Origin of the sequence: Streptomyces sp. CB03234, assembly GCF_001905885.1 — a bacterium.
Classification (GTDB): Bacteria; Actinomycetota; Actinomycetes; order Streptomycetales; family Streptomycetaceae; genus Streptomyces.
Map to the genome: position 1 here is coordinate 409,543 of NZ_LIYH01000007.1, position 22,803 is coordinate 432,345.

20 protein-coding genes and 1 pseudogene are annotated in these 22,803 nt (G+C 73.5%); 6 read left to right on the forward strand and 15 right to left on the reverse strand.

Annotation, left to right across the window (positions count from 1 at the left end; translation table 11 throughout):
• Nucleotides 1–5: 5 nt before the first annotated feature.
• Together fxsBH and fxsA are read right to left on the reverse strand one after the other, a co-directional pair.
• Entirely contained in the window at nucleotides 6–2,234 is a 2,229-nt protein-coding gene (gene fxsBH, locus AMK26_RS30440) for a radical SAM/SPASM protein FxsBH, inactivated beta-hydroxylase extension form (protein ID WP_198944201.1), read from the reverse strand.
• Between the two features lie 20 nt (nucleotides 2,235–2,254).
• Nucleotides 2,255–2,419 (reverse strand): FxSxx-COOH cyclophane-containing RiPP peptide, encoded by a 165-nt coding sequence (gene fxsA / locus AMK26_RS36480; RefSeq protein ID WP_241838117.1) that lies wholly within the window; start codon nucleotides 2,417–2,419, stop codon nucleotides 2,255–2,257.
• Nucleotides 2,420–2,649: 230 nt separating this feature from the next.
• Between fxsA and AMK26_RS30450 the strand changes: the two genes are divergently transcribed.
• Nucleotides 2,650–3,552, forward strand: coding sequence for a DUF4231 domain-containing protein (locus tag AMK26_RS30450; RefSeq protein WP_073758527.1), 903 nt, complete (start codon nucleotides 2,650–2,652; stop codon nucleotides 3,550–3,552).
• 4 nt (nucleotides 3,553–3,556) lie between these two features.
• Here AMK26_RS30450 and AMK26_RS30455 read toward each other — a convergent pair whose 3' ends face one another.
• The 4 genes and pseudogenes from AMK26_RS30455 to AMK26_RS30470 all read right to left on the reverse strand — a co-directional run bounded on the left by AMK26_RS30455 (nucleotide 3,557) and on the right by AMK26_RS30470 (nucleotide 7,474).
• On the reverse strand, nucleotides 3,557–4,048 hold the full coding sequence (locus AMK26_RS30455; RefSeq protein WP_073758694.1) for a hypothetical protein: 492 nt from the start codon (nucleotides 4,046–4,048) through the stop codon (nucleotides 3,557–3,559).
• A 143-nt stretch (nucleotides 4,049–4,191) separates the two neighbouring features.
• Nucleotides 4,192–5,094, reverse strand: coding sequence for a S1 family peptidase (locus AMK26_RS30460; protein WP_073758529.1), 903 nt, complete (start codon nucleotides 5,092–5,094; stop codon nucleotides 4,192–4,194).
• A gap of 266 nt (nucleotides 5,095–5,360) precedes the next feature.
• Nucleotides 5,361–6,168: pseudogene (locus AMK26_RS30465) on the reverse strand (DUF1684 domain-containing protein).
• Between the two features lie 19 nt (nucleotides 6,169–6,187).
• Nucleotides 6,188–7,474, reverse strand: a complete 1,287-nt coding sequence (locus AMK26_RS30470) for a DUF5685 family protein (protein WP_073758531.1) — start codon at nucleotides 7,472–7,474, stop codon at nucleotides 6,188–6,190.
• Nucleotides 7,475–7,762: 288 nt separating this feature from the next.
• On the opposite strand from AMK26_RS30470, the gene AMK26_RS30475 reads away from it, so the two are divergent.
• Entirely contained in the window at nucleotides 7,763–8,197 is a 435-nt protein-coding gene (locus tag AMK26_RS30475; protein WP_073758533.1) for a cell division protein SepF, read from the forward strand.
• Between the two features lie 25 nt (nucleotides 8,198–8,222).
• On the opposite strand, the gene AMK26_RS30480 is transcribed toward AMK26_RS30475, so the two are convergent.
• Together AMK26_RS30480 and AMK26_RS30485 are read right to left on the reverse strand one after the other, a co-directional pair.
• The gene (locus AMK26_RS30480; protein WP_073758535.1) at nucleotides 8,223–9,413 is read right to left on the reverse strand and encodes an acyl-CoA dehydrogenase family protein; all 1,191 of its coding nucleotides are present in this window, start codon (nucleotides 9,411–9,413) and stop codon (nucleotides 8,223–8,225) included.
• Nucleotides 9,414–9,549: 136 nt separating this feature from the next.
• Nucleotides 9,550–11,370: an MFS transporter gene (locus tag AMK26_RS30485; protein WP_073758537.1), complete on the reverse strand. Its 1,821-nt coding sequence runs from the start codon at nucleotides 11,368–11,370 to the stop codon at nucleotides 9,550–9,552.
• Between the two features lie 456 nt (nucleotides 11,371–11,826).
• Here AMK26_RS30485 and AMK26_RS30490 point away from each other — a divergent pair, with 456 nt between their 5' ends.
• Nucleotides 11,827–12,813 carry a phosphatase PAP2 family protein gene (locus AMK26_RS30490; protein ID WP_073758539.1) on the forward strand — a complete coding sequence of 329 codons (987 nt, stop codon included), beginning with the start codon at nucleotides 11,827–11,829 and terminating at the stop codon, nucleotides 12,811–12,813.
• Between the two features lie 74 nt (nucleotides 12,814–12,887).
• Here AMK26_RS30490 and AMK26_RS30495 read toward each other — a convergent pair whose 3' ends face one another.
• The 6 genes from AMK26_RS30495 to AMK26_RS30520 all read right to left on the reverse strand — a co-directional run bounded on the left by AMK26_RS30495 (nucleotide 12,888) and on the right by AMK26_RS30520 (nucleotide 18,417).
• Nucleotides 12,888–13,103 carry an I78 family peptidase inhibitor gene (locus tag AMK26_RS30495; protein ID WP_073758541.1) on the reverse strand — a complete coding sequence of 72 codons (216 nt, stop codon included), beginning with the start codon at nucleotides 13,101–13,103 and terminating at the stop codon, nucleotides 12,888–12,890.
• A gap of 285 nt (nucleotides 13,104–13,388) precedes the next feature.
• Nucleotides 13,389–14,393, reverse strand: coding sequence for a helix-turn-helix transcriptional regulator (locus AMK26_RS30500; RefSeq protein WP_073758543.1), 1,005 nt, complete (start codon nucleotides 14,391–14,393; stop codon nucleotides 13,389–13,391).
• 43 nt (nucleotides 14,394–14,436) lie between these two features.
• Nucleotides 14,437–15,228 (reverse strand): hypothetical protein, encoded by a 792-nt coding sequence (locus AMK26_RS30505; protein ID WP_073758545.1) that lies wholly within the window; start codon nucleotides 15,226–15,228, stop codon nucleotides 14,437–14,439.
• Entirely contained in the window at nucleotides 15,225–16,508 is a 1,284-nt protein-coding gene (locus AMK26_RS30510; RefSeq protein WP_073758547.1) for a glycosyltransferase family 4 protein, read from the reverse strand. The genes AMK26_RS30505 and AMK26_RS30510 overlap by 4 nt, the downstream gene beginning before the upstream one ends.
• 105 nt (nucleotides 16,509–16,613) lie before the next feature.
• The gene (locus AMK26_RS30515; RefSeq protein WP_073758549.1) at nucleotides 16,614–17,927 is read right to left on the reverse strand and encodes an ABC transporter substrate-binding protein; all 1,314 of its coding nucleotides are present in this window, start codon (nucleotides 17,925–17,927) and stop codon (nucleotides 16,614–16,616) included.
• Nucleotides 17,902–18,417: a hypothetical protein gene (locus tag AMK26_RS30520; protein WP_073758696.1), complete on the reverse strand. Its 516-nt coding sequence runs from the start codon at nucleotides 18,415–18,417 to the stop codon at nucleotides 17,902–17,904. The genes AMK26_RS30515 and AMK26_RS30520 overlap by 26 nt, the downstream gene beginning before the upstream one ends.
• Before the next feature lie 95 nt (nucleotides 18,418–18,512).
• Between AMK26_RS30520 and AMK26_RS30525 the strand changes: the two genes are divergently transcribed.
• From AMK26_RS30525 to AMK26_RS30535, 3 genes are read left to right on the forward strand one after another with little or no spacing between them, the layout of a single operon-like run.
• The gene (locus tag AMK26_RS30525) at nucleotides 18,513–18,908 is read left to right on the forward strand and encodes a hypothetical protein (protein WP_073758551.1); all 396 of its coding nucleotides are present in this window, start codon (nucleotides 18,513–18,515) and stop codon (nucleotides 18,906–18,908) included.
• A gap of 6 nt (nucleotides 18,909–18,914) precedes the next feature.
• Nucleotides 18,915–21,578, forward strand: a complete 2,664-nt coding sequence (locus AMK26_RS30530) for an ABC transporter permease subunit (protein ID WP_073758553.1) — start codon at nucleotides 18,915–18,917, stop codon at nucleotides 21,576–21,578.
• The gene (locus AMK26_RS30535) at nucleotides 21,575–22,255 is read left to right on the forward strand and encodes an ATP-binding cassette domain-containing protein (protein ID WP_073758555.1); all 681 of its coding nucleotides are present in this window, start codon (nucleotides 21,575–21,577) and stop codon (nucleotides 22,253–22,255) included. The genes AMK26_RS30530 and AMK26_RS30535 overlap by 4 nt, the downstream gene beginning before the upstream one ends.
• Here AMK26_RS30535 and AMK26_RS38445 read toward each other — a convergent pair.
• Nucleotides 22,221–22,775 carry a LysM peptidoglycan-binding domain-containing protein gene (locus tag AMK26_RS38445; RefSeq protein WP_073758557.1) on the reverse strand — a complete coding sequence of 185 codons (555 nt, stop codon included), beginning with the start codon at nucleotides 22,773–22,775 and terminating at the stop codon, nucleotides 22,221–22,223. The genes AMK26_RS30535 and AMK26_RS38445 overlap by 35 nt on opposite strands.
• Between the last annotated feature and the right edge of the window lie 28 nt (nucleotides 22,776–22,803).

Here is a 22,803-nt window from a genome sequence, read left to right on the forward strand (position 1 = left end):
TTCGGTCATCCCTGCGACAGCATGACGGACCGTTCCCTTGATCGGCACAGTTCCTTGCGCACCCCGGACACCAGCAGCTTGCCGCTCACGGTGAGTTCGGCGGCGTTTTCCAGCAGGTCGAGCGCCCTTTCAGCATGTTCGGCATGCCCTTCCTCGTACGCGGCGAGGCCCGCCCTCTCGTACGCCCCGGCGAGCAGCGCGGAGACCGGCACCGCCGTGTCCTCCCGCCAGGGCGCGGGGTGGCTCCAGGCACCGTCCAGCGCGTAGAGGTCCGCGACGTCGAGCAGCGCCCGCAGCTTGGCCCGCCGGAAACCGCGCAGCAGCGCCCGTGCCAGTTCCCGCTCGTCGCCCGCGAGCGGCAGGCCGAGCGCCCCGTACCCGTGCCGGCCCACGGACGGTTCCGTCCCGGTGAGCGGCGTCAGGGTGGTCAGGCTCGCGGCGGCCTCGGCGGCCTGGTCCGGTACGGCGTCCCGCAGCAGCGCCCAGGCGCGCACCAGCCGCCCGCTCCAGCCGGCCGCCTCTCCGGGCGTGAGCCGCCCGGCGGCGGGCGACTGGAAACCGTCCCGGTAGGGGTCGAGGTCGTCGAGCGCGGCGCCGTGCGGCCCGCGCCGTACCGGCCGCCATCCGGCGTTCTCCTCCCGGAGCCGTTCGACGCGCACCTCGTCGCGCCCGGCGGCCCGCACCACCAACCCGTCCCCGGTCGCCCGCACCTCCACCGGACCGGCCGTCTCCAGGCCCACCTCGACCGTCCCGAGGGTCGGCAGGTGCAGCGACCCGCCCCGGTGGGCGAGGCGGACCGGGACGTCGACCCGGCCCCGTACGGCGGCGGTGGCCACGAACCGCGCGAGCTGCCCCGCAAGGCCCGTCACCCCGGGGCGCCCTTCGCGCAGCGCGTCCAGGCAGTCCAGGAGCCAGGTGCGCGTGTAGGGGTGGGCGAGCACCTCGTCGAGACCGTCGGAGCGCTGTTCGACGGCGGCGGCCAGCTCCCACGCCTCGGCCCACCGCTCGCCGCCGCGTCCGTCGAGCTCGCTGTGGAGTTCGGCGAGGAGGACGCGGGTCAGGTCGTGCTGCTCGGCGACGAGCGCGCCGGGGTCGGCCACGGCGGGCGCGGCGGTGGCGGAGGCGGTGCGGTCCTCGATGCCGCGCACGAGCGCTTCGAGGTCGGCGCAGTAGACGGACGGGTTGTCGAAGCCGCTCGCGGCCCGGTAGCGGTGGGTGTAGAGGCCGCCGCCGCAGGAGCGGACGACGGGGCACCGGCGGCAGGTCTCGCTGACGCCGGCGAGGCCGAGCTGGCGGACCCGGACGCCGGGGTGGGCGGCGACGTCGTCGAAGGAGTGCCGGTACACGTCGAAGCCGGTGGCGGCGGCGCCCTCGTAGGCGCTCTTGAGGGAGTCGACCTGTTCGAGGGTGCCGTCGGTCTCGACGACGACGAGGTCGGTGGGGGCGAGGCCCAGGGACTCGGTGAGGCTGGGGCCGCCGTTCAGGGTGGACAGGACGGACTCGAAGAGCCGTACGGGGACGGGCCTGCCCTGCTCGTACCACCGGTCGAAGACGGTGAGGATCCACTCGGCGTACGCGGTGGGCGAGCCGTCCGGGCGCGGCGGGGGACCTTCCCAGGTGGCGTGCGGCAGCAGGAAGTCGATGCGCGGGGGCGTGAGCGCGGTGAGCGCGTCGTACACGGCGACGGGGTCGTTGGCCACGTCGATGGTGCACAGCAGGCCGAGGTCGAGGTGGCGGTAGCGCTCCTGGTGCAGCAGCTCGACGGCCTTGAGGACGAGGGGGTGGCTGCTGCGGCCGTCGGCGAAGCGGCGGTGGCGGTCGTTGGCCGTCCTGTCGCCGTCGAGGGAGATGCCCACCTTCACGCCGTACTCGTCGAACAGATCGAGGTAGCGGGGGCTGAGCTGGAGGCCGTTGGTGTGGATCCGCAGGTCCAGGTCGGTGACCGGGGCGAGGGCGGTGGTCAGCTCCTCGCAGACGCGCCTGAGGCGCGCGGGCCCTGCCAGCAGAGGCTCCCCTCCGTGCAGGATCACTGACACGGAGGGCAGGGCATGTTTCTTGGCATGCTCGGCCAGTCGCAGAGCTGTCCAGGAAATGGCCTGGTCAGAGATTGCCTTGGGGCGGGTACGCCAGCTCTGATCAGCGTGTTCGTAGATATAGCAGTGGTCACATGCAAGATCACACCTGCTGTGGACCTTGAGGACGATCTCGCGGAATGGGACCAGGGGTCCAGTCATTCCGCCAGTTTAGAGCGAGTTCAGAGCGCGGAGTTGAACGTCGGGACGCGCTCGGTACGGTCGCTCACCGACGGCAGAACACGGCTGAGCTTCTTGGCGGCTGCCGCTCCCCGCACGTCGATCTCGGCGAGGGGCACACGATTCTTCTTCGCGACAGCGAAGGTGACTGAGGTCTGAAAGCTCACGACGGCCGTCCTTGGGGGAGTGGTCGATCTCGGATAACCGCACCGTTGCAGTGTCGGCGGCACGACTTTACTCTCATGCCCACCCACAGCAAATCAGCGCGTGAAGTTGAAACAAAAGCGTTGCGCCAGTATTCCCCGACCGACCCGGAACGAGCCATTCCACCGAAAGAGTGAAGACAAAACCGCAGACGGGGGTGCGCATGACCGGGTTTCAGGGCCCACTGCAGAGCATGGTCTTCCGAAACGCAGATCTGCCTGCGCTGTTCCACCGGGCGGACGAGATCGCCATCGCCCGCCAGCGCGAAGCGGTGCAGGACACCCGCTTACAACTGTGGTTGCTCGTCCTGGGCGCCTGCCTGGCGGCGATACCCGGCGGCTGGCGGATCGGGGGTACGTTCCAACTCGCGGGCGCCTTCAGCGCCTTGGCGTACGCGGGCGTACTCCTGGCCACGTACCGCGCCTCCAGGCGCCGTGCGAAGTCGCATTGGCAACTGAACCGCTCCGCCGCCGAGTTCATCAAGTCGATGTGCTGGCGGTACGCGGTCCACGGCGCGCCCTTCGACGCCGATTTCCCCGACCCGGACGGGGAGTTCGTCGCCCGGCTGGAGGCGGGGCTCGGCGAGCTGCGGAAGGTGGGCTGGGTCGACCCCCGCGAGTCGGCGCCGGCCGTCGGCCGGGCGGAGCTCATCACCCCGGCCATGCGGATGCTGCGCGACAAGCCCTTCCGGGTGCGCAAGGAGACGTACGTCAGGGACCGGCTGATCGAGCAGCGCAACTGGTACCACAGGAAGACCGTGGTGTCGCGCCGGGCCACCACGCTGTGGTCCGTGACCATCTCGGTGCTCACCGGCCTCGCCCTGTTCCTGGGCGTGCTGCGGACGTTCTCGGTCGGCGAGTCGGCCGTGATGGCGGGGCTGCTGTCGGCGGCGGCGGCCGCGTGCGTGGCGTGGAGCGAGATCCGCCGCCACCAGCCGCTGATAGCGGCGCACTCCCTGGTGGAGGAGGACCTGGCGGCGATGCACACCGCCATGGAGACGGTGATCGGCGAGGACCGGTGGCCGGCGGCGGTGTACGAGACCGAGCGCATCGTCTCGCCACAGCACACCGACTGGCTGGTCCAGCACCGGCGCTGACCTGTCAGGGGCGTTCCACGCCCGTGCGCCAGATGACGGTCACCGGCTTCCCACGGGCACGGGCGTAGCGGACGATGTCGCCGGTGCCGCCGAGGCCCCGGGCGGGGCGGCCGTCCCAGACGGCGAGGAGGCGGTCGCAGTGGTCGGCGATGTAGGTGCCGGCCGCGTAGTACGCCTCGTCGGTGGAGCTCGGGTAGTCCATCCGGACCTCGCGCGTGGCGCGCTTGCGGAAGGCCTGGTAGCGGGCCAGTTCCTCCGGGTCGGTGAAGCCGTCCTCGTAGTCCCCGCTGGGGATGACGACGGTCAGCTCGGCACCGCAGGTGAGGGCGATGTCCGCGAAGAGCTGGTCCGCTCCGGCCGCCAGGCTGGACAGCGCCTCCAGCGGGCCTTCGTGGCCCCGGAGCGCGGCCCGGATGGCGGTGCGGATCGCGGCGCGCACATGGGCGTCGAGCTCGTCGGGGATGTCCCTGTGCCCGGTCACTCCGATGCGCCTCATCCGCCCCCGCTCTCCGAAGTCGCCCTGCGCCCCGAGCGCCGTCACATGCTCTCAAATGCGGGCGCTTCCGGACAGGGCGTCGAGCCCCCGGCCGGGGGTCCGGCCGGGGGCTCGACGGGGTTCGTCGTACGCGGGTGGAGCGGTCAGTAGACGCTGACGCGGTAGGCGTTCAGGGCCTCGGTGACCGGCTGGAAGAAGGTCGTCCCGCCGGTGCGGCAGTTGCCGCTGCCGCCGGAGGTGAGGCCGATGGCGCGGCTGCCGGAGTAGAGCGGACCACCGCTGTCGCCGGGCTCGGCGCACACGTTCGTACGGATCATGCCGTAGACGACGTCGCCGCCGCCGTAGTTGACCGTGGCGTTCAGGCCGGTGACCGAACCGCTGTGGGTACCGGTGGTGGAGCCGCGGCGGGTGACGGACATGCCGACGGTGGCGTTGGCGGCGCTGGTGATGTCGACGTTGCCGACGGTGCCGGGCTTGGCGATGGAGGTGTTGGAGTAGCGGACGATCCCGTAGTCGTTGCCCGGGAAGCTGGAGCCGGTGGTCGGACCGAGGACGGTGGTCCGGCCGGAGTTGGCGTACCAGGTGCCCGCGCCGTCGGTGCAGTGGCCGGCGGTGAGGAAGTACGTGGTGCCCGCGCTGTCGCGGACGTTGAAGCCGAGGGAGCAGCGCCAGCTGCTGGCGTAGATGGCGTCGCCGCCGGAGATGAGCTTGGTGAACTTGCCCGGTGTGCGCTCGATCTTCAGGGCGCCGGCGTTGGCTCCGGCCTGGCGCTTGATCGTGGCGATCTCGGCCTGGGAGACGGTCGAGTCGGCGGTGACGACCAGCTTGTTGGTCGCCGGGTCGACGTGCCAGGCGGTGCCCGGTACGTCGGCCTCCAGGACGGCCGAGCCGGCGGCGGACAGCTGGGCGGCGCTGTACGTCCGCGGTGAGTCGGCGTTCGCGGCGGGGACCGCGAGGGTGGCGGCGGCGGCGAGACCGGTGGAGACGGCGAGCAGACGGGTTCGTCTGGCTATGCCGCTGCGGGGGGTGGTGCGCTTGATCCTCACTTCTCGTTCCTCCCGAGGGGAATCGGGGGCCCGCCGTGGGGTGTCGGGCCCGTGAGGCGCGGTCAGTTTTTCAGGGCTAGGTTCACTCGCCCCTGGCACTGACGGCGTCCGGATTTCGGACACGCCGTGCCCCTGACAAGCGCTGCTTCGGGAGTATTCGCGGGGTCAACTACCGGCACAAGGGCATGTTTCGGCCGAGCCGGGCGCGGGCGCGCGAAGCTGCCCGGCGGGTCCCGCCCGTCCGCCGGGGTCGGTCATGTGACGTGTCAGCCGGCCAGGACGTTCCGCTCCCCCGCCGGGACGGGGCCGGGCAGGGTGTTGCCGGGCGGCGGGAGGGGGCAGATGAAATGCGCGGCGAAGGCGCACGGCGGCAGCAGCGCCCGGTTGAAGTCGACGGTCGCCGCCCCGTCGGCACCCGGAGCCGCGGGAAGCAGAAGCGGTACGTGTCCTTTCCGCTGGTCGCGTCGGCGAGGACGGCCCACAGCGAGCCGTCGCCCTCGACCGCGACCGCGAGGGTGTGCTCGGCGCCGCCGAGCGTGAACGCCGGCTCGCCCGGGAGGCCGAGCCCGCGCTCGCGCCCGTCGGCGTTCTGGACCCGGACGCTGCGCTCGGCGGCGTACGGCCGGCAGCTCCCCGGCACCACCCAGCGCTCGTCGTACGGGGTGGCCTCGATGCCCGTGAAGGTGCGGCGTGCCGGGGCAGCGGTGACGAAGTCGCGGACCGCCCAGAGCCCTTCGCGGCGCGGCACGACCAGCCGCCGCTCCCCCGCCGCGACGCGCGAGCGGGGGATCGGGGCGTGGTCGGCGGTCAGACGGACCTCGCCGGTCAGGGGCGTGCCGTCGACGGTGAGGCCGTCGGCGGCGGTGGCGCTCAGGAGCACGTGGTCGCCCTCTTCACGCCAGACACCGGGGACGGCCGGAATTCGCCCGTCCGGGTAATCGGAGAGCTGGGGGTCCCCCCGGACGGAGTCTGGGGGAGGGTGCCGGTGAGGGAGAGCGGGCCGTAGGGGGCCGAGACGGAGGCGGTGCGCCGTTCGTGCCGGCGCCTCCAGTCCGCATGAGGATCGCTGCTCATGCGGAAACCTCACGGTCCGTCAGCAGCCGTCGCAGGGGCAGCAGCAGTCGCAGCTGCCGGGGTTGCAGTCGCAGTCGCGGCAGCAGCCCTCGCGCTTCTTGCGGGACCAAGGGCCCTCGTACTCCTTGGCGCAGCAGATCCGGCAGGTGCAGAAGAGCCAGGTGAAGGCGGCGCACCCGGCCCAGAAGCCGCGCGGCTTGGGCCGGGACGGCTCGCCGCCGGGGCCGCCGAAGCCGGGCGGCATCCCGCCGCCGGGGCCACCCGGACCGCCGGGGTACGCGCCGCCCGGGTACCCACCCGGGCCCCCGGGACCGCCGGGGTACGCGCCGCCCGGGCCCCCAGGACCACCCGGGCCGGACGGACCGCCGCCGTACGGGTTGGGGGTGCCGTACGGGCCGTAGCCGGCGCCCTGGTGGGAGGCGGGGCCTCCGTACCCCTGGTGCGAGCAGGTCGCCGTGCCGAACGCCCGGTCCACCGACTGCCGCAGCTCGTGCGCGAGCAGCACGTGGAGCAGCGTGTCGTCCACGAATTCCGCGTCGCGCAGGGCGAGCCGTATCCCGTGCAGCGCGTCGTCCGCGAGCCGCCGCGCCTCCGCGAGGGACGTACCGGTCGCGGTGAGCGGGTTCCAGGCACCCGACGCGGCGTCAGCTTCCCTGTCCTCCACGGCGTCCAGCAGGTGCGCGAGGCGCCCGAAGAGCCGGCCCGCCTCCGCGAGCGGCGCCGTGTTCTGCGGCCTGCCGGCCAGGACGGCGGTGTGCGCGAAGGCCGCGGCGGTGGCCGTCTCGGTCGGCTCGGTGATGTGGAGCAGCGGCGTACCGGGCCCGGCCAGCGCCTCGATGCCGGTCTGCCGGTCCACCGCGTCGACCAGGACGGCCGTGTCGAAGCCCAGCTCGCGCCCGGCCCTGGCGCCCGCCCGGTCCCAGCCGAGCGCGACCCGGCGCGCGGCGGCGGCCATCGGGCGGCGCGCCAGCAGCCCGTCCCGGTCGGCGACATGGTCCCGTACCTTCGCCGAGGCGAGGACCAGCGAGACGGCGGCGGCGAGCCGCGCGCCCTCGCCCCGGGCGACGGGCGCCGTCCGCATGGCGCGCAGTGGACAGGGCCCCGCCGTGCGCCGCGCCGCGGCGGTCCGCTCGGTCTGAGCCTCCGTCAGGACGGAGACGATGAGGCCGTCGTAGTTGGTGGCGACCCGGGCGAACTGCCCGTGGTCGGCCCGAAGTGCCAGGCAGAGCCCGCACAGATGGGCCATCCACTCCGTCTTCAGCCCCTCGGTGAGCCGGTGCGTGCAGGGCCTGACGATTCCGAACATGGTGCTCCCCCGTGAGTGGTGCGTGGTGCGCGGCGGGCATCGTACCGAGCCTGTTCGTTCACCCGTACGTCCGCACGCTCACCCGTACGGCCCGAATTTCATATTTGAGTTACGCAGGCCCCTTCTCAGGGCCCGTATGCCCGTGGAACCTTGACGAATCGCCACATCTTCTGCACCAGTACCGTCACGAATCGCTCGCGCGGCGACTGTCCACTTGGCGCGCGATCCGCATGATGGACGACCATAGGGATAGCGGAACCACAAGTGACCGCGTGAAAGGAGGCGTCCATGGGATCGGTGCGCAAGGCGAGTGCATGGCTCGGCCTCGTCGAGGACAACGACGAGCGCTACTACGACGACGAGTACGCCGAGGGTGACCGCAACAGCGACGCCTGGGTGACCGACCCGCGGGTGCGCGTCGCCTCCGAGAGCGCCCAGGAGGAGGGCCGCCGGATCGCCACGGTGTCCCCGGACGGGTTCCGGGACGCCCGGAGCATCGGCGAGCTGTTCCGGGACGGCGTCCCGGTCATCATGAACCTCACGTCCATGGAGCCCGCCGACGCCAAGCGCGTGGTCGACTTCGCGGCCGGCCTGACCTTCGGGCTGCGCGGCTCGATCGAGCGCGTGGCGACCCGGGTCTTCCTGCTGACGCCCGCGGACACGCAGATCGTCAACGGGGAGCCCGGGCCGCACACCCAGGACGGCTTCTTCAACCAGAGCTAGCGGGCGAGGCCGCTCACCGAAAGGCTTACCGGAACGCGTCGAGGCCGGTGAGCGCCTTGCCCAGCACGAGCTGGTGCATCTCGACGGTGCCCTCGTAGGTGAGCACCGACTCCAGGTTGGTGGCGTGCCGCATGACGGGGTATTCGAGGGAGATCCCGTTGGCGCCGAGGATGGTCCGCGAGGTGCGGCAGATCTCGATCGCCTCCCGTACGTTGTTGAGTTTGCCGAAGCTGACCTGCTCGGGGCGGAGCTTCCCGGCGTCGAGCCGGCGCCCGAGGTGGTGGGCGAGCAGGATTCCCTTGTGCAGCTCCAGCGCCATGTCGGCGAGCTTGGCCTGGGTGAGCTGGAAGCCACCGATGGCCTTGCCGAACTGCTCACGCGTCTTCGCGTACTCCAGCGCCGCCTCGAACGACGAGCGCGCGGCGCCCATGGCGCCCCAGACGATTCCGTACCGGGCGTGGCTCAGGCAGCTGAGCGGCCCCTTCAGGCCGGTGACGCCGGGCAGCACGGCGTCGGCCGGCAGCCGTACGTCGTCCATGACGAGCTCACTGGTGACGCTGGCGCGCAGCGACCACTTGTGCCTGATCTCGGGCGCGGAGAAGCCGGGGCTGTCGGTGGGCACCACGAAGCCCCGGATGCCCTCGTCGGTCTGCGCCCAGACGACGGCGACCCCGGCGACCGAGCCGTTGGTGATCCACATCTTGCGGCCGTTCAGGACCCAGTCGGTGCCGTCCTTCTTGGCGTACGTCCGCATCCCGGCCGGGTCGGAGCCGTGGTCCGGCTCGGTCAGGCCGAAACAGCCGATCGTCCCGCCCGCCGCCATGGAGGGCAGCCAGCGCTGCTTCTGCTCCTCGGAGCCGAACCGGTGGATCGCGTACATGGCGAGCGAGCCCTGCACGGAGACCAGGGAGCGGATGCCGGAGTCGGCGGCCTCCAGCTCCAGGCAGGCCAGCCCGTACTGGACGGCGGTCGCGCCCGCGCAGCCGTAGCCCTCCAGCGACATGCCGAGCGCGCCGATCGAGCCGAGCTCGCGGGCCAGCTCCCGGATGCCGGGCAGTTCGCCCTTCTCGTACCAGTCGGCGATGTACGGCAGCACCCGGTCGGCGGTCCAGCCGCGGACGGTGTCGCGGATGGCGAGGTCCTCGGGCGAGAGAAGGTCGTCGATGCCGAGGGGGTCACCGGCGTCGAACGGCGGGAGCTTCGCGGGTACGGGCATGCGGGACCTCCGGGCGGGCACTAAAACTAGCGGTGTTAGTTACGCTGCGCCGTCGACGTTACGACGCGGTGTGCCACGCGTCCAGCCCCGGCGGCCGACGCCACACCGGCAGTGTGCCGCACGCGGGCCGCCGTGTTCAGCGCGCGGTACGCCCCGACCTCGCCGACTCCACCGGCTCGCGCCGCGCGGGCACATGGGCCTCGCGGCCGTCGTCGGGCGGCGCCACGCCGAGCCGGGACTCCGCGTCGGCACCCCGCGCCCCGGGCACGGTCTCGCTCCAGGGCGCGCCGGACCGGCCGTCGGCCTCCGCACCGGTGAACGGCTCCTTGCGCGCCGCCGGGACGGTGTCCGCGCCGGGGCGTTCCGTATCCTCCGCCTCCGGCCAGGACTCCGCGGCGCCCAGCCGGGCGTCGAGGTCCGCCTGGCACTCCATGACGCGCGGCAGCCGCACCGCCATCAGCGCGCCGAGCAGCAGCAGCCCCGCGCTGACGACCAGCGTGACGTGCAGGCCGTGCACGAACGCGTGCCGCGCGGCAGTGCGCAGCGCCTCGCCCGCGGGGCCGCCGAGCTGGGCGGCGACCTGGTAGGCCTCGCCCAGCGAGTTGGCGGCGGCCGCTCCGGCGGGCGCGGGCACGCCCGGCACACCGGCGAGACCGGGCGCGTACGCGGCGTTCATGACGCTGCCGAGCAGCGCGATGCCCATGCCGGCGCCCAGCTGGTAGGAGGTCTCGCCGATCGCGGCGGCCCCGCCCGCGCTGTGCGCCGGGGCCTCGCTGAGCATCGACTCGTACGCGCCGAACAGCGTCGTCTGGAGCCCGAAGCCGAGCAGGACGAAACCGGCCGTGAGCAGCAGGGGCCGGTCGTGCTGTCCCATCAGGACCAGCAGGAGGACGGAGCCCGCGGTGAGGACGAAGCCACAGCCGACCATCCGGCGCGGGCCGACGCGCCGCAGCGTGGCGGAGCCGGTGGCTCCGGCGGCCATGGCGGCGAAGGTGAGCGGCAGCAGCCGCAGGCCGGTCTCCAGGGGGCTCAGTTCAAGGACGAGCTGGAGGTACTGGACGGCGATCAGTTCCAGGCCGACCAGCGCCAGCATGGCGAGGACGATGCAGCCGACGGAGGTGGTGAAGGCCGCCCGGCCGAACATCCGCATGTCGATCAGCGGGTGCGCGCGGCGCCGCTGCCGCCGTACGAAGAGGACCAGCAGGGCCGCGCCGAGCAGCAGCGGCCCGGCCGTCTCCGGGCTCAGTACGGAGCCGCCGGCGCCGGCCCGTTTGACGCCGAGGACCACGCCCAGCACGCCGGCCGCCGCCATCAGCGCGCCCAGCACGTCCCAGGGGCCGTCGCCGCTGCCCTTGGACTCGGGCAGGAGCCAGCGGCCGAGCGGCAGGATCAGCGCCATCAGGGGGATGTTTATGAGGAAGACCGAGCCCCACCAGAAGTGCTCGACCAGGAACCCGCCGAGGACGGGCCCGGTCGCGGCGCCGACGGCGGCGACGGCCGTCCAGATGCCGATCGCCGTGGCCCGCTCCCGCCGGTCGGGGAAGACCGCGCGGAGGATCGACAGGGTGGCGGGCATGATCATGGCGCCGCCGACGCCGAGCAGCGCGCGGGCGGCGATCAGTACTGCGGGGGTGTCGGCGAAGGCCGCGACCGCGGAGGCCGCGCCGAACAGCCCGTAACCGGCCAGCAGGACCCGCCGGCGCCCGATCCGGTCGCCGAGCGTGCCGAAGAGGATCAGCAGCGAGGCGCAGACCAGGGGGTAGGCGTCGACGATCCACAGCAGCGCCGTGGAGCTGGGGCGCAGGTCCTCGGTGACGGCGGGGACGGCGACATGGAGGACGGTGGCGTCGAGCGCGACCAGCAGCAGGCTGACGCAGAGGACGACGAGGACGACCCAGCGGTTGGCACCGCCGCCGGTGGCACGCAGCCGTGCTCCGGCCATGGTCGTCAGGGACATGTACGTACCTCCCACAGATGGATCCCTCGCGCTCGGTGGGCACCTGCCGGAGGGGGACGTCCTCCGGGGCAGCCCGGCATCGACGGGCGAGTGAGCCGTCAGCGTACGCGAGTCCGGGCCGGTGGTGCGTGGTCCACCTCTCACGGGGGCAGGCGCGGGAGTATGGCGTACGCCACTCCGGCCGGCCCGCCAGGGGCCGTGCCGGGTCCGTACCGGAGGGGGAGGGACGGGGACGGGGAGGACGGCAATTCCGGGCTCAGGGCGCCGCCGGCCATTTCTCACGGCAGACAAACACACTTCCGGCCGGCATCCCTGCGGCAATAGGCCTCACGGCCCCCGAGGTTTATGGATAAGCAAGGAATAAACATCCGGCTGAGACACGCTCCACATCACATCGTCATCACGAAGAGAGCGGATGGGCGTGGGCCGACACTCACTCCCTGTAACGTCGATTGGGTGCGTACCGACATCTTTGCCCGTCTGGACCGGGAGCCGGAACCGCCGAAGATTGAGATCCCGCGGATGAGCCGCACCCGTCTCGCCCTCTTCGGCGGGACGTCGGCGTTCTACCTCGCCATCGTGGTGGCCGTGCTCGTCTCGTCGTGGCTGGTGACCCTCGACTGGAAGGTCATGCTCTTCCGGCCGTATCAGCAGTGGCCGGAGCTGCACGCGACGCTGGACTACTTCGTGGTGCTGGGCCAGCGCGGCCCGACGGCCGTGATGGTGGCGGCCTGGCTCGGCTGGCGCTCCTGGCGGCAGCACACGCTCCGCCCGCTGCTGGCGCTGGGCGCCGCGCTCCTGCTGCTGAACGCCACGGTGGGCGCGGTCAAACTCGGTCTGGGCCGGCTGGGCCCCCACTACGCGACGCAGATCGGCTCGGCCGAGATGTTCGCGGGCGGCGATATATTCCCTTCCGGGCATACCGCCAACGCGGTGGTGACCTGGGGCATTCTGGCCTATCTGGCCACCACGCCCCGGGCGAGGCGCTACCTGTCGGCCCTGTCCGCCGTGGTCGCCCTGGGCGTCGGCCTGACCACCGTCTACCTCGGTACGCACTGGCTGAGCGATGTGCTGCTCGGCTGGGCCGCCGGTCTGCTGATCCTGCTCGGGCTGCCCTGGTGCGAGCCGCTGATCGCCCGCGCCGAGGCGATCGTCCTCGCGGTGCGCGAGGAGCTGCGGGCGCGCCGCCGCGGCCAGGCGCCGTCGCTGCCCGTCGCGGCGGGCGGGCCCCGGCCGGGGGTGTACCAGCAGCGGCCGCTGGGCGCGGAGGAGGAGCCGGTGCGCGAGCCGGTCTCCGCCACGGGCGGCGTCGGCCGTGCGGCGACGGTCAGGACCACGCTCACGCAGCCGAGGCCGCACGCGGTGGTGCGTTCGGAGCGCACGCCCGTCACCCCGGCGGGCAGCCGCCGGCCGCCGCGTTCACGTCCGGTGACGGGCGGCTGAGGCCGCCGGGACGGACGCGAGGGCCCCGGCTTCGGAAAGCCGGGGCCCTCGCGTCTGTCCGTTCGGTGCGGGGGTCAGCCGACCCAGCAGCGCGTGACGGTGGCGTCGTCGACCTCGAAATTGATCCGGCCCGCCACGTACTCCAGCGTGATGATCGAGCCGGGCGGCAGCGACCGTACCGTGGTCCAGCCGCGGGAGCGGGCGCGCTGCTCCGCGTCGCGTTCGCCGAGGCCGACGTACGACTCGGGGCTGTCGTCGGGCTGCTGGGGAGAGCTCGGAATCGGTGCCATGTCATTCACCGTAGGGCGCGGCGCACGGTGACGGAAGCCGGGCCGGGCACATCACCCCACCATCCTCACGTACCTCAGCGGTCACGCTTGTGTCACAGGATCACGACATGTGTTCCGTAAGGCCCTCTTCACTCGCCGGGCCTTCCCGTGCGGCTCCGAAGGGTGTCGCCGGAGGAATTCCGCAGGGCCGGGGGCCTCTTCGCGCACCGCCGTACGGGCGAATTCCCGCGCCCCCGGAAAAACGCTTCGGCATATCGTCACGACAATCGCCGTGGCGCAGCCCATTCACGTGTTCCCCGCGGAATTCCCACAGCACCGATCCCGCTGCGCGGACCGGTCCAGGGCTCGCGAGAGGCGGTCGCGGAGCGCCCTGATGTGGTCGTCGAGCTCACGCGGCTCGACCACCTCGAACTCCATCCCCATGAGGGCGATGTGGATCACCAGGACGTCGACGCTCGTGCCGCCCGTGCGCAGCAGGCACGTCGACTCCCCCTCCGCCTCCAGGACACCGTCCATCGGCCCCACCACCCGCGCGGCCTCGGCGGCCGGGACATGGAGCCGGACGACGGCCTTCGCCGCGTACGCCGACGTCGACACGCCCTGGGACACATAGGCCGCCAAGTCCTCGGCGGGCGGTGTACGCGGCGGGAAACGCGGCCCGTGCGGCGGCCTGGGGACGATCCGGTCCGCCCGGAACGTACGCCAGTCGGAGCGGTCCACGTCCCAGGCGACCAGGTACCAGCGGCGCTCGGTGCACACCAGGCGGTGCGGCTCCACCGTGCGGCGCGTGGCCGAGCCGTTGTGGTCGCGGTACTCGAAGCGCAGCCGCTCACTGTCCCGGCAGGCCGCCGCCAGCTCGGTGAGCACCGACGGGTCCACCTGGGACTCGGGTGTGCGCAGTATCGGCACCGTGAAGGTGGTCAGCGCGCTGACACGGCGCCGCAGCCGGTCGGGCAGCACCTGCTCCAGCTTGGCCAGCGCCCCCACCGACGTCTCCCCGACGCCCTCGATGCCGCTGCCCGCCGCGGTACGCAGCCCCACGGCGACCGCGACGGCCTCGTCGTCGTCCAACAGCAGCGGAGGCAGCGCGGCCCCCGCGCCGAGCTGGTAGCCGCCGCCCGTGCCGGGGCTGGCGTTGACGGGGTAGCCGAGCTCGCGCAGCCGGTCGACGTCACGCCGTACGGTGCGCGGCGTGACGCCCAGCCGCTGCGCGAGGTCCGCGCCGGACCATTCGCGGTGCGCCTGGAGCAGGGACAGCAGGCGCAGCAGTCGTGCCGAGGTCTCCAACATGGACGCGAGTCTGCCAGCGGTCGCGGACAGCCACTGTCCTCGATCAGGGAGTTACCCGTACGCAGAGGTCGTTGTCGGTCGTGTAGCAGGGCGCCGCCTTGTAGCCCTCGCCCTGGTGGACCGGGTACACGAAGACGTTCTTCCGGTCCCAGACGTCGTCCAGGATGCGGGAGATCCGCACCGGCTCCGCGTCCGCCCCCGGGCACAGCCACAGCTCCCACAGCTGCTCCCCCGCGACCGGCGGCTCGGCGAGCGTGTCGTACGCGAGGGTGAAGGCGAACGTCCCCTCCTCGCCGTCGGCCGGCACCCGGTGGACCTTCCCGCCCAGCCGGGCCTCGACCACCGCGCCGGCACCGGCCTGTGCCCCGTACAGCGTCCCTTCCACCGTGCAGGCGCCCTCGCCGAAGACGATGTCACCGGCCTCCGCATGCGGCAGGCGCACCCAGCTGCGCACGGCGAGCCGGCCGTCCGCCGTGGGATACGGGACGCGCACGGCGACCCCGCCCTCCTCGTCGGGGACCCGGTCGACGAGCGCCCGCAGGTCCCGGACACCGGGCTCGACCGCCCGCTCGTCGAGGTACACGTCAAAGCGGCCCTCGGCGAGCTCCATGGTGCTGGGCAGCACCGCCCGCATATGGCCCGCGCTCGTCGGGGTGAGCGGCAGGCGGGTCTCGTCGGACGGGCCGCCGGAGGCGCCGCGCCGACGCAGCACCAGGACCGGTTCGGCCGTGTCGACGACCGCTATGTCGAACGTGATGCCGCCGGCGTGGTCCGCGACGCAGTCCGCGCGCGGCGGCGCTCCGTGCGCGGGGCCCGGGGTCGTGGCGTCGCTCATGCGGGCTTTCCCTTCCGGAGCACCTCGGCGGCCTTGTACCGCACCGAGTACGCGGCGTCCAGGACCGCGCCGCGCGTGCGGTGCAGCCCGTCGCGGACCCGGCCGCGCGCGCGGCCGCCCCCGCCCTGGGCGACCAGCTCGGTGAAGAGCGCCTCGTGGCGTTCGGCGATCCGGACCGGGTCGAAGCGCTGCGACGCCGCGAGCGCGGCCCGCCCGGTGCGCCGCCGCAGCTCGTCGTCCTGGATCAGGGCGAGCAGCGCGTCGGCGATGGCGTCCACGTCGCCGACCGGCACCAGGCGCCCGTCGACGCCGTCCTCGATGATCTCGCCCGGCCCGTGCGGGCAGTCGGTGGAGACGACCGGCAGGCCGCAGCGCATCGCCTCGACGATCGTCATGCCGAACGATTCGAGGCGGGAGGTGACGGCGGCGATGGAGCCCTTGACCCACTCGGGCTCCAGCGGGTTGGCCGTGCCCATCAGGAAGACGTGGTTGTGCAGCCCGCGCGCCTCGATGAGGGCGCGCAGCGCGTTCCGCTCGTTGCCGGTCGCGTCGCCGGAGCCGTAGATCCTGAGGCGCCAGTCGGGGCGGGCGGCGACCACCTTCGCGAACGCCTCGACGAGCAGGTCGTACCGCTTGACCCGGGTCAGCCGGCCGGCCGCGACGACCCATTTGGCGGCTGTGTCGGCGGGAGCGACGGCCGGCGCCGGGACGCTGTTGGGGACGGAGTCGATGCGTACGCCGGGCAGCTTGAGCTTGGTGCGGTACGAGCGGGCGTCGGCCTCGGTGACGGTGGTGATCGCGTCGAGCAGGGCGTAGCGGTGGCCGATCTCGCGGCGCAGCCGGTAGCCGTGGCTGTCCAGCGTCAGGTGCTCCTGGCCGACGCGGACCGGGCCGCGCCGGGCCTGGCGGGCGATGTGGACGTTGAGCCCGGGGCGGGTGCCGACGACGACGTCGGCCTGAAGGCTCTTCAGGTGGGCGGCGATGCGGGCGTCGGTGAGGCGGCTGTACTGCTTCCAGCGTCCGTCGCCGCGCGGGAAGACCTTGGCGGGCTTCTTGTAGTCGGGGTGCGTGCCGTCGTAGGTGGGGCTGTTCTTGCGCAGGTCGACCAGGTGCTTCATGGTCACGCCGGCGGGGGCGCCGAGGGTCGGCTCCTCGCGGTGGCGGAAGACGGACACGATCTCGACGTCGTGCCGCTCGGCCAGGGTCTGGGCGAGGTTGAACGTCGTACGGATCGTGCCGCCGATGCCGTACGCGTTGTGCAGCAGGAAAGAGATATGCATCGCGTCGCCGCGTCCCCCTGGTCCGGACGGTTCCGGTGGTGTCGTCCGATGGTCTTCGATGGTCGTCAAAGGTGGACTGTACTTGGCTTTCGTGGGCACGGCCGGTCAGGGCCGGTAGCCGAGCTGGGGGACGGTGGCGCAGTTCTCGTCCATGTCGCCGCCCTGGGTGACCCAGCCCCGGCCGTCCTGCCAACGGGCCACGGACAGACAGGTGTGACGGGTCTTCGGCGGCTCGGGGAGCCGCTCGAAGACGACGGGCAGGAGCAGCCCCCGCGCGGTGTACGGCTCGGGGCGGTTGAGAAACGTCTCGACGCACGCGCGCGTGAGGCCGGTTTTCGTGCAGGACCTCGCGGCGTCCGTGAACCACATGGCCGCCGCCCAGCCCTCCAGCGCCCACTGGGAGAGCGGCGTGCCCTTCACGTGCGCCGCCATCGCGTCACGGAACTCCCGTACCGCGGGGTGGGCCGTCTCGTCGTAGTTGCGGCTGGCTCCGGTGACCCACAGGGCGTTGCGGCAGCGCGGGGCGTCCTTGAAGTCGCGGGGTACGTTCTCGTTCCAGTTCTGGACGTTGGTGACCTTGGCGGTGACGCTCACGCCGACGGCGTCCATCGCCTCGCACAGCTGGGCGTTGCCGTGCGTGTCCAGGGCGTCGAAGACGACGTCGACGCCCTGTTCGCGGAGGTCGGCGGCGACGGCGCGGTAGTTGGGCAGGGCGAAGTCGACCTGTTCGGTGACGACCCGGTAGCCCTCCGCCTCCAGGCCGCGCTCCACCAGCCGGGCGTACGCGGCGGACGCCGCCTGGTTGTAGGCGACGACGGCCGCCGTACGGGCGCCGTGCTCCCGCCTGAACCAGCGGTAGACCTCGGTGCCGCCGGTGAGGACGCCGTTCCAGCCCGGCTCGTCCCCGGTGCGCGGGGCGGAGCTGCCGTAGATCCCGTACAGATGCGGGTACGTGTCGTACGCGGGGCCGAGCGGCTGACCGCCGATGTCGGGGACGCCCGCGCGGGAGACGCGTGCGGCGCCCGCGTAGTCGAGGGCGGTGGTGGCGACCAGAGCGAAGACGCGCTTGTCGTCGACGAGTTCGTGCACGCACTGGTTGTTGCCGACGCCGCTGCCGCCGTCGTCGCAGGTGAAGACCTCCACGCGGCGGCCGTCGACGCCGCCGCGGGCGTTGAGGGCCGCGAAGTACGCCTGCGCCCCGTCGCGCGGGCCGGTGAGGGCGCCGCCGCCGACGGGGCTGGTGGCTCCGGTGACGATGCCGATCCGGATCGGCTCCCCGCCGCCGGTCGTGGGGGCGGGGGGCCGGGACTCGAAGTCGCTCTCCGGGAGCCGGCTGCCGCAGGCGGCGCTCAGCAGCAGCGTCAGCAGCAGGAGCGCCGCCGGCAGCAGGGATTCAGCAGCCCGGCACGGCTGTCGCATCGGGGCTGAGCTTGACCAGTGCGCACAGCGTCTTCACCGACACCTTCCAGGTGTCCTGCTGGTGCACGGCGGAGCCCTTGGAGTCGGGCAGGGCCGGCTGGCCGCCGACCAGCAGGTCGTAGGTCACGTCGGCCTGGGTGGCCGAGGTGAACGCGACGTTCTTCACCTTCACGGACGTCTGCGCGGCCTGCGGGTTGCCGGCGAAGGCCTGCAGCACGGGCCGCATCCGGTCGCCGTTCTCCAGCAGCCTGGTCTTCTCCTCGACCGGTGTCTTGGGATCGAAGAAGGCCGCCCAGTTCTTCTGGATCTCCTGCCGGGCCGCGGCCGGGTCGGCGGGCTGGTTCTGTGCCGTGGTCGCGGTCGGCGACCTTTCCGCTTCGCCGTTGCCGTTGCCGTCACCACAGGCCGCTGCGGTCGGTACGAGGACGAGGACCGCTGCCGCGGCGAGTGCCGCGGCGCGGGGGCGCTTGGGGAGACTCTTGTGGACCATCTGGCTCACCGCCGGGTTCCGGGGTCTGTGCCTTGTCGGGCCTTCTTGGGCATAGTGCAAGGAATCGCCATACATCGCCAGCCGGAGGGTTCGGGATGCCGTCGTCGCGGGTGCTGTGGTGGGGCGGGATCGTGGCCGCCGCCACCGGCGCGGTGCTGTGCGTGCTGGGCTGGTACGGGGTGTCCGGCGAGCGTTTCGCGGAGCGGCAGATCCCGTACCTGGCGTCGTGCACGGTGCCGGGTGCGGCGCTGATCGTGGCGGGGGCGGTCCTGCTGGGCAGCGGGGTGCCGTCGCGGCGCCCCTCCGCGGACGGGCCGCGGGAGCCTCTCGCCGTGGCGGACCGCCCCTCCTCCGGCGCCCCGCCGGTGCGGGTGCCGGGCGGGACGCTGGCGCACCGCCCCGACTGCCCCCTGGTGGCGGGCAAGGCGGACGCGGTGCCGGTGGGGGACGCGGCGCTGGACCCGTGCCCGGTGTGCGAACCCGAGAGCTGACCGCCGGTGTCCTCACTGACGTACGAACTCGTCCTGGCGGGCCTGGCGGTGGGCAGCGCGGCCGCCCTGACCGGGATCGGACTGATCGTCACCTACCGGGCGACGGGCGTGCTGAACCTCGCGCACGGCGCCATCGCGATGGTCTGCGCGTACGTGCTGCGGCACCTGGTCGTGGAGTGGGGCTGGCCGCTTGCGCTCGCCGCGTGCGTGACGCTGCTGGTGGTGGCGCCCGGTATCGGGCTGGCGCTGGACCGGGCGGTGTTCCGGCCGGCGGCGGTGCTCGACCTGGACCCGGCGCGGACGCTGGTGGCGTCGATCGGCGTGTTCGTGCTGCTCGTCGGGGGCGCGGCGCTGGTGTGGGGCGGCGGGGCCCGGGCGGACGCGCCGGTGCTGCTGGGCGACGACCCGTGGGTGCAGCTGGGCGCGGTGGTGCTGGTGGGCGGCGCGGTGGGGGCGGTGACGCGCTGGACGCGGCTGGGGCGTGAGCTGCGGGCGGTGGTGGACAACCGGGCGCTGGCGGTGCTGGGCGGGATCGACGCGGACCGGGTGTCGGCGGTGGGGTGGGCGTTCGGATCGTTCACGGCGGGGCTGACGGGCGTGCTGCTGGCGCCGTACGTACGCCTCGATCCGTACGGCCTGCCGCTGCTGGTCGTCGAGGTGATCGCGGTGGCGGTGGTGGCCCGGATGCGGAGCCTGCCGGTGGCGGTGGCGACGGCGCTGGTCATCGGGGTCGCCCAGGCGCAGCTGACCCGGTTCCACCCGGTGGGCTGGTCGGGCCCGCTGGTCCAGGCGGTCGCCACGAACCTGTTCGTCGTCGCCCTGCTGGTCGCCGCGCTGGTACTGCCGGGCGTGGGGGCGCGGGACGCCCTGCCGCGTACGTCGACGGCGGGCGCCCGCGTCCCGCCGGGGGTGTGGGTGGCGACGGGGGTGCTGTTCCTGCTGCCGCTCGGCTTCGCCGGGGGCGACCTCCAGACGGCGGTCCAGGTCCCGGCGCTCGCCGTCGTCCTGCTGTCCCTGGTCGTGGTCACCGGCCGGGGCGGTCAGATCTCACTGGGCCAGGCGGCGTACGCGGGCCTGGGCGCCCTGTTCACGGCGCTGCTGGCGGCGGGCCGCTTCCCGGGCCTGCCCCGCCTCCCGGAACTCACCGCCCTCCTGGTGGCCGCCGTGCTGGTCGCCCCGCTCGGGCTGCTCACCGGCTGGCCGGCGATCCGCCGCCACGGGCTGGCCCTGGCGCTGGCGACGCTCGCGGTGGGGGTGGCGGTGAGCCGGTTCGTGTTCGCGCAGCCGTACGCGACGGCGGGGCTGTCCCTGGAGCGCCCGGCGGGCCTGGTGTCGGACCGCGCGTACTACACCGTGGAGCTCGCGGTCCTGGCGTGCGCGCTGCTGTGCGTCGCCGCGCTGCGCCGGGGCCGCACGGGCAGGGCGCTGGCCGCGCTGCGCGACCACGAGGCGGGCGCGGAGGCGGCGGGCGTGCCGGTCCCCGCCCTGAAGGTCCTCGCCTTCGTGGCGGGCGCGGCCCTGGCGGCGCTCGGCGGCGGCCTGCTGGGCATGGGCGTCCAGGCCTTCGACCCGGCGGCGTACGACGCGGTGCGCGGCCTGCTGTGGTTCGCCGCCGTCCTGGTCCTCGGCGCCGACAGCCTCCTGTCCCCCCTGGCCGCGGCGGTCCTCCTGGTCGGCCTCGACGCCGGCGCCCGCGGCGGCGCGGCGGCGGCGGTGATCGGCCTCCTGGCCGCCTTCACCGCCCGCGTGCCGCCACTGACGTCGCTGCTCCCGTCCGCCGGACACCCACGCGCGCGTGGCCCCGCCCCGGCCGCACCAGGCTCCCCCGCCCCCGTGCCCGCCGACGGCGCCCGGCCACCCACGGGAAGACCCGCACCCGACCGTCTCACCCGCACGGGTGGTGCAGGTGAGGACACGAGCCCGGCCGGCGGCCGGGCGCACCCCCACCGGCCCCCGGCCGCCCCCGCACCGCGCCCCGCCGCACCCGCCGCACCCGCCGCACCCGCCCGAGGCGAGCCCGCACCCGCCCGCGGCCTCCAGGCCCAGCGCCTCGGCCTCCGCTACGGCGGGTTCACCGCCCTCGACCGCGTCGACCTCGTCGTCGAGCCGGGCAGGGTCACCGCTCTCGTCGGGCCCAACGGCGCCGGCAAGAGCAGCCTGTTCCACTGCCTGGCCGGCACCACGCGCCCCACCTCCGGCCTCATCCGCCTCAACGGGAGCGACATCACCGCGCGCCCCGCGCACGCCCGCACCCGGCTCGGGATCGCCCGGACGTTCCAGGAGCTGGCGGTCTTCCCGTCCCTGACCGTCGAGGAGAACGTACGCATCGGCGCCGAGCAGGGCCACGTACGCGGCGATCCGTACGCCGTCGAGCAGGCCCTCCGCCTCCTCGGCCTGACCGGCGCCCGCCACCTGCCGGCCGCCGGGCTGTCCACGGGCGCCCTCCGCCGCGTCGAGGTCGCCCGCGCCGTCGCGGGGCAGCCGCACACGCTGCTGCTCGACGAGCCCGCCGCCGGCCTGGACGCCGACGAGACCGCCGCCCTCGCCCGCGTACTGAAGGCCCTCGCGGCGGAGGGGACGGCCGTGTTCGTCGTCGAGCACGACCTCGACCTGGTAGCGGACATCGCGCACACCGTGCACGTCATGGAGGCGGGGAGGCTCGTGTCATGAGCGTCGAGATCGCGCTGCGCGCCGCCCGCGTCCGCTACGGCCCCCTGGAGGCCCTGCACGGCATCGACCTGCCCGTCCCGCCCGCCACCATCACCGTACTGCTCGGCCGCAACGGCTCCGGGCGTACGACCGTGCTGCGCGCCCTCGCCGGGACGGTGCCGCTGAGCGGCGGGCGCGTCCTGTGGCGGGGCGATGACGTGACCCGGCTGCACGCCCACCGCCGGGCGCGCCGCGGCCTGTGCTTCGTACCGGACCGGCGTGCCGTCTACGCCACGCTCACGGTCGCCGAGAACCTCGAACTGGGCGCCCCGGCCCGGCACTTCGCCCCCGCCCTCGACGCCTACCCCGAGCTCCGCCCGCTCCTCCCCCGCCGCGCCGGCACCCTGTCCGGCGGCGAGCAGCGGATGCTCGCGCTCTCCCGGGCCCTGCTCACGCCCGCGCGTGTCGTCCTCGTCGACGAGCCGGCCCTCGGCATGTCGCCCGCCGTCGCCGCCCGTACCTACCGCCTGCTGTGCGGCCTGTGCGACCGCGGCGCGGCGGTCGTAGTGGCGGAACAGCGCCCGCCGGCCGGTCTCCCGCCCGGAACGCTGGCCCACGAACTGCGCCGGGGAGTCCTGTCCTTCAGCGGCGAGCCGGCCGAGTTCACTTACCGCCGGCGCTCTTCGGGGCGGGCTTGAGCCCCGGAAGGGACAGCATCATTCCCGGCCGGATCCGGTTCGGGTCCGCACCGATGACCTTCTCGTTGGCCTTGTACAGGGCCTTCCAGCCGCCCGGCACCTTGAAGCGGCGTGCCACGGAGATCAGCATGTCGCCCGGCTGGACGGTGTGGACACGGCCGGAGAGCCCGTACTTCTTGGAGCAGGTGGGCCAGGCCGCCCAGCCGTGCAGGCGCAGCACCTCCTCCGCGACCGTGATCTGCTGCTTGCGGGTCGCCCGATCGGCGCGCGGGGCGTAGGTGAGACCGCCGTACGCCTCCCAGGTGGACTGCTTGAACTGCAGTCCGCCGTAGTAGCCGTTGCCGGTGTCGAGGTCCCATCGGCCGCCGCTCTCGCACTCCGCCACGCAGCCCCACGGCCACTGGTCGCCGGCGCAGTCGGCGGCGGTGTGCACGGCCGGTGCGGCGACCGCGCTCGTCGTTCCCCACCCCAGCAGCAGCACGGCCGGCGCCACGGCCGGCCACAAGCGGATCTTCGGCATCGGCCCACGCTAGGGGGCGTCACGGCGC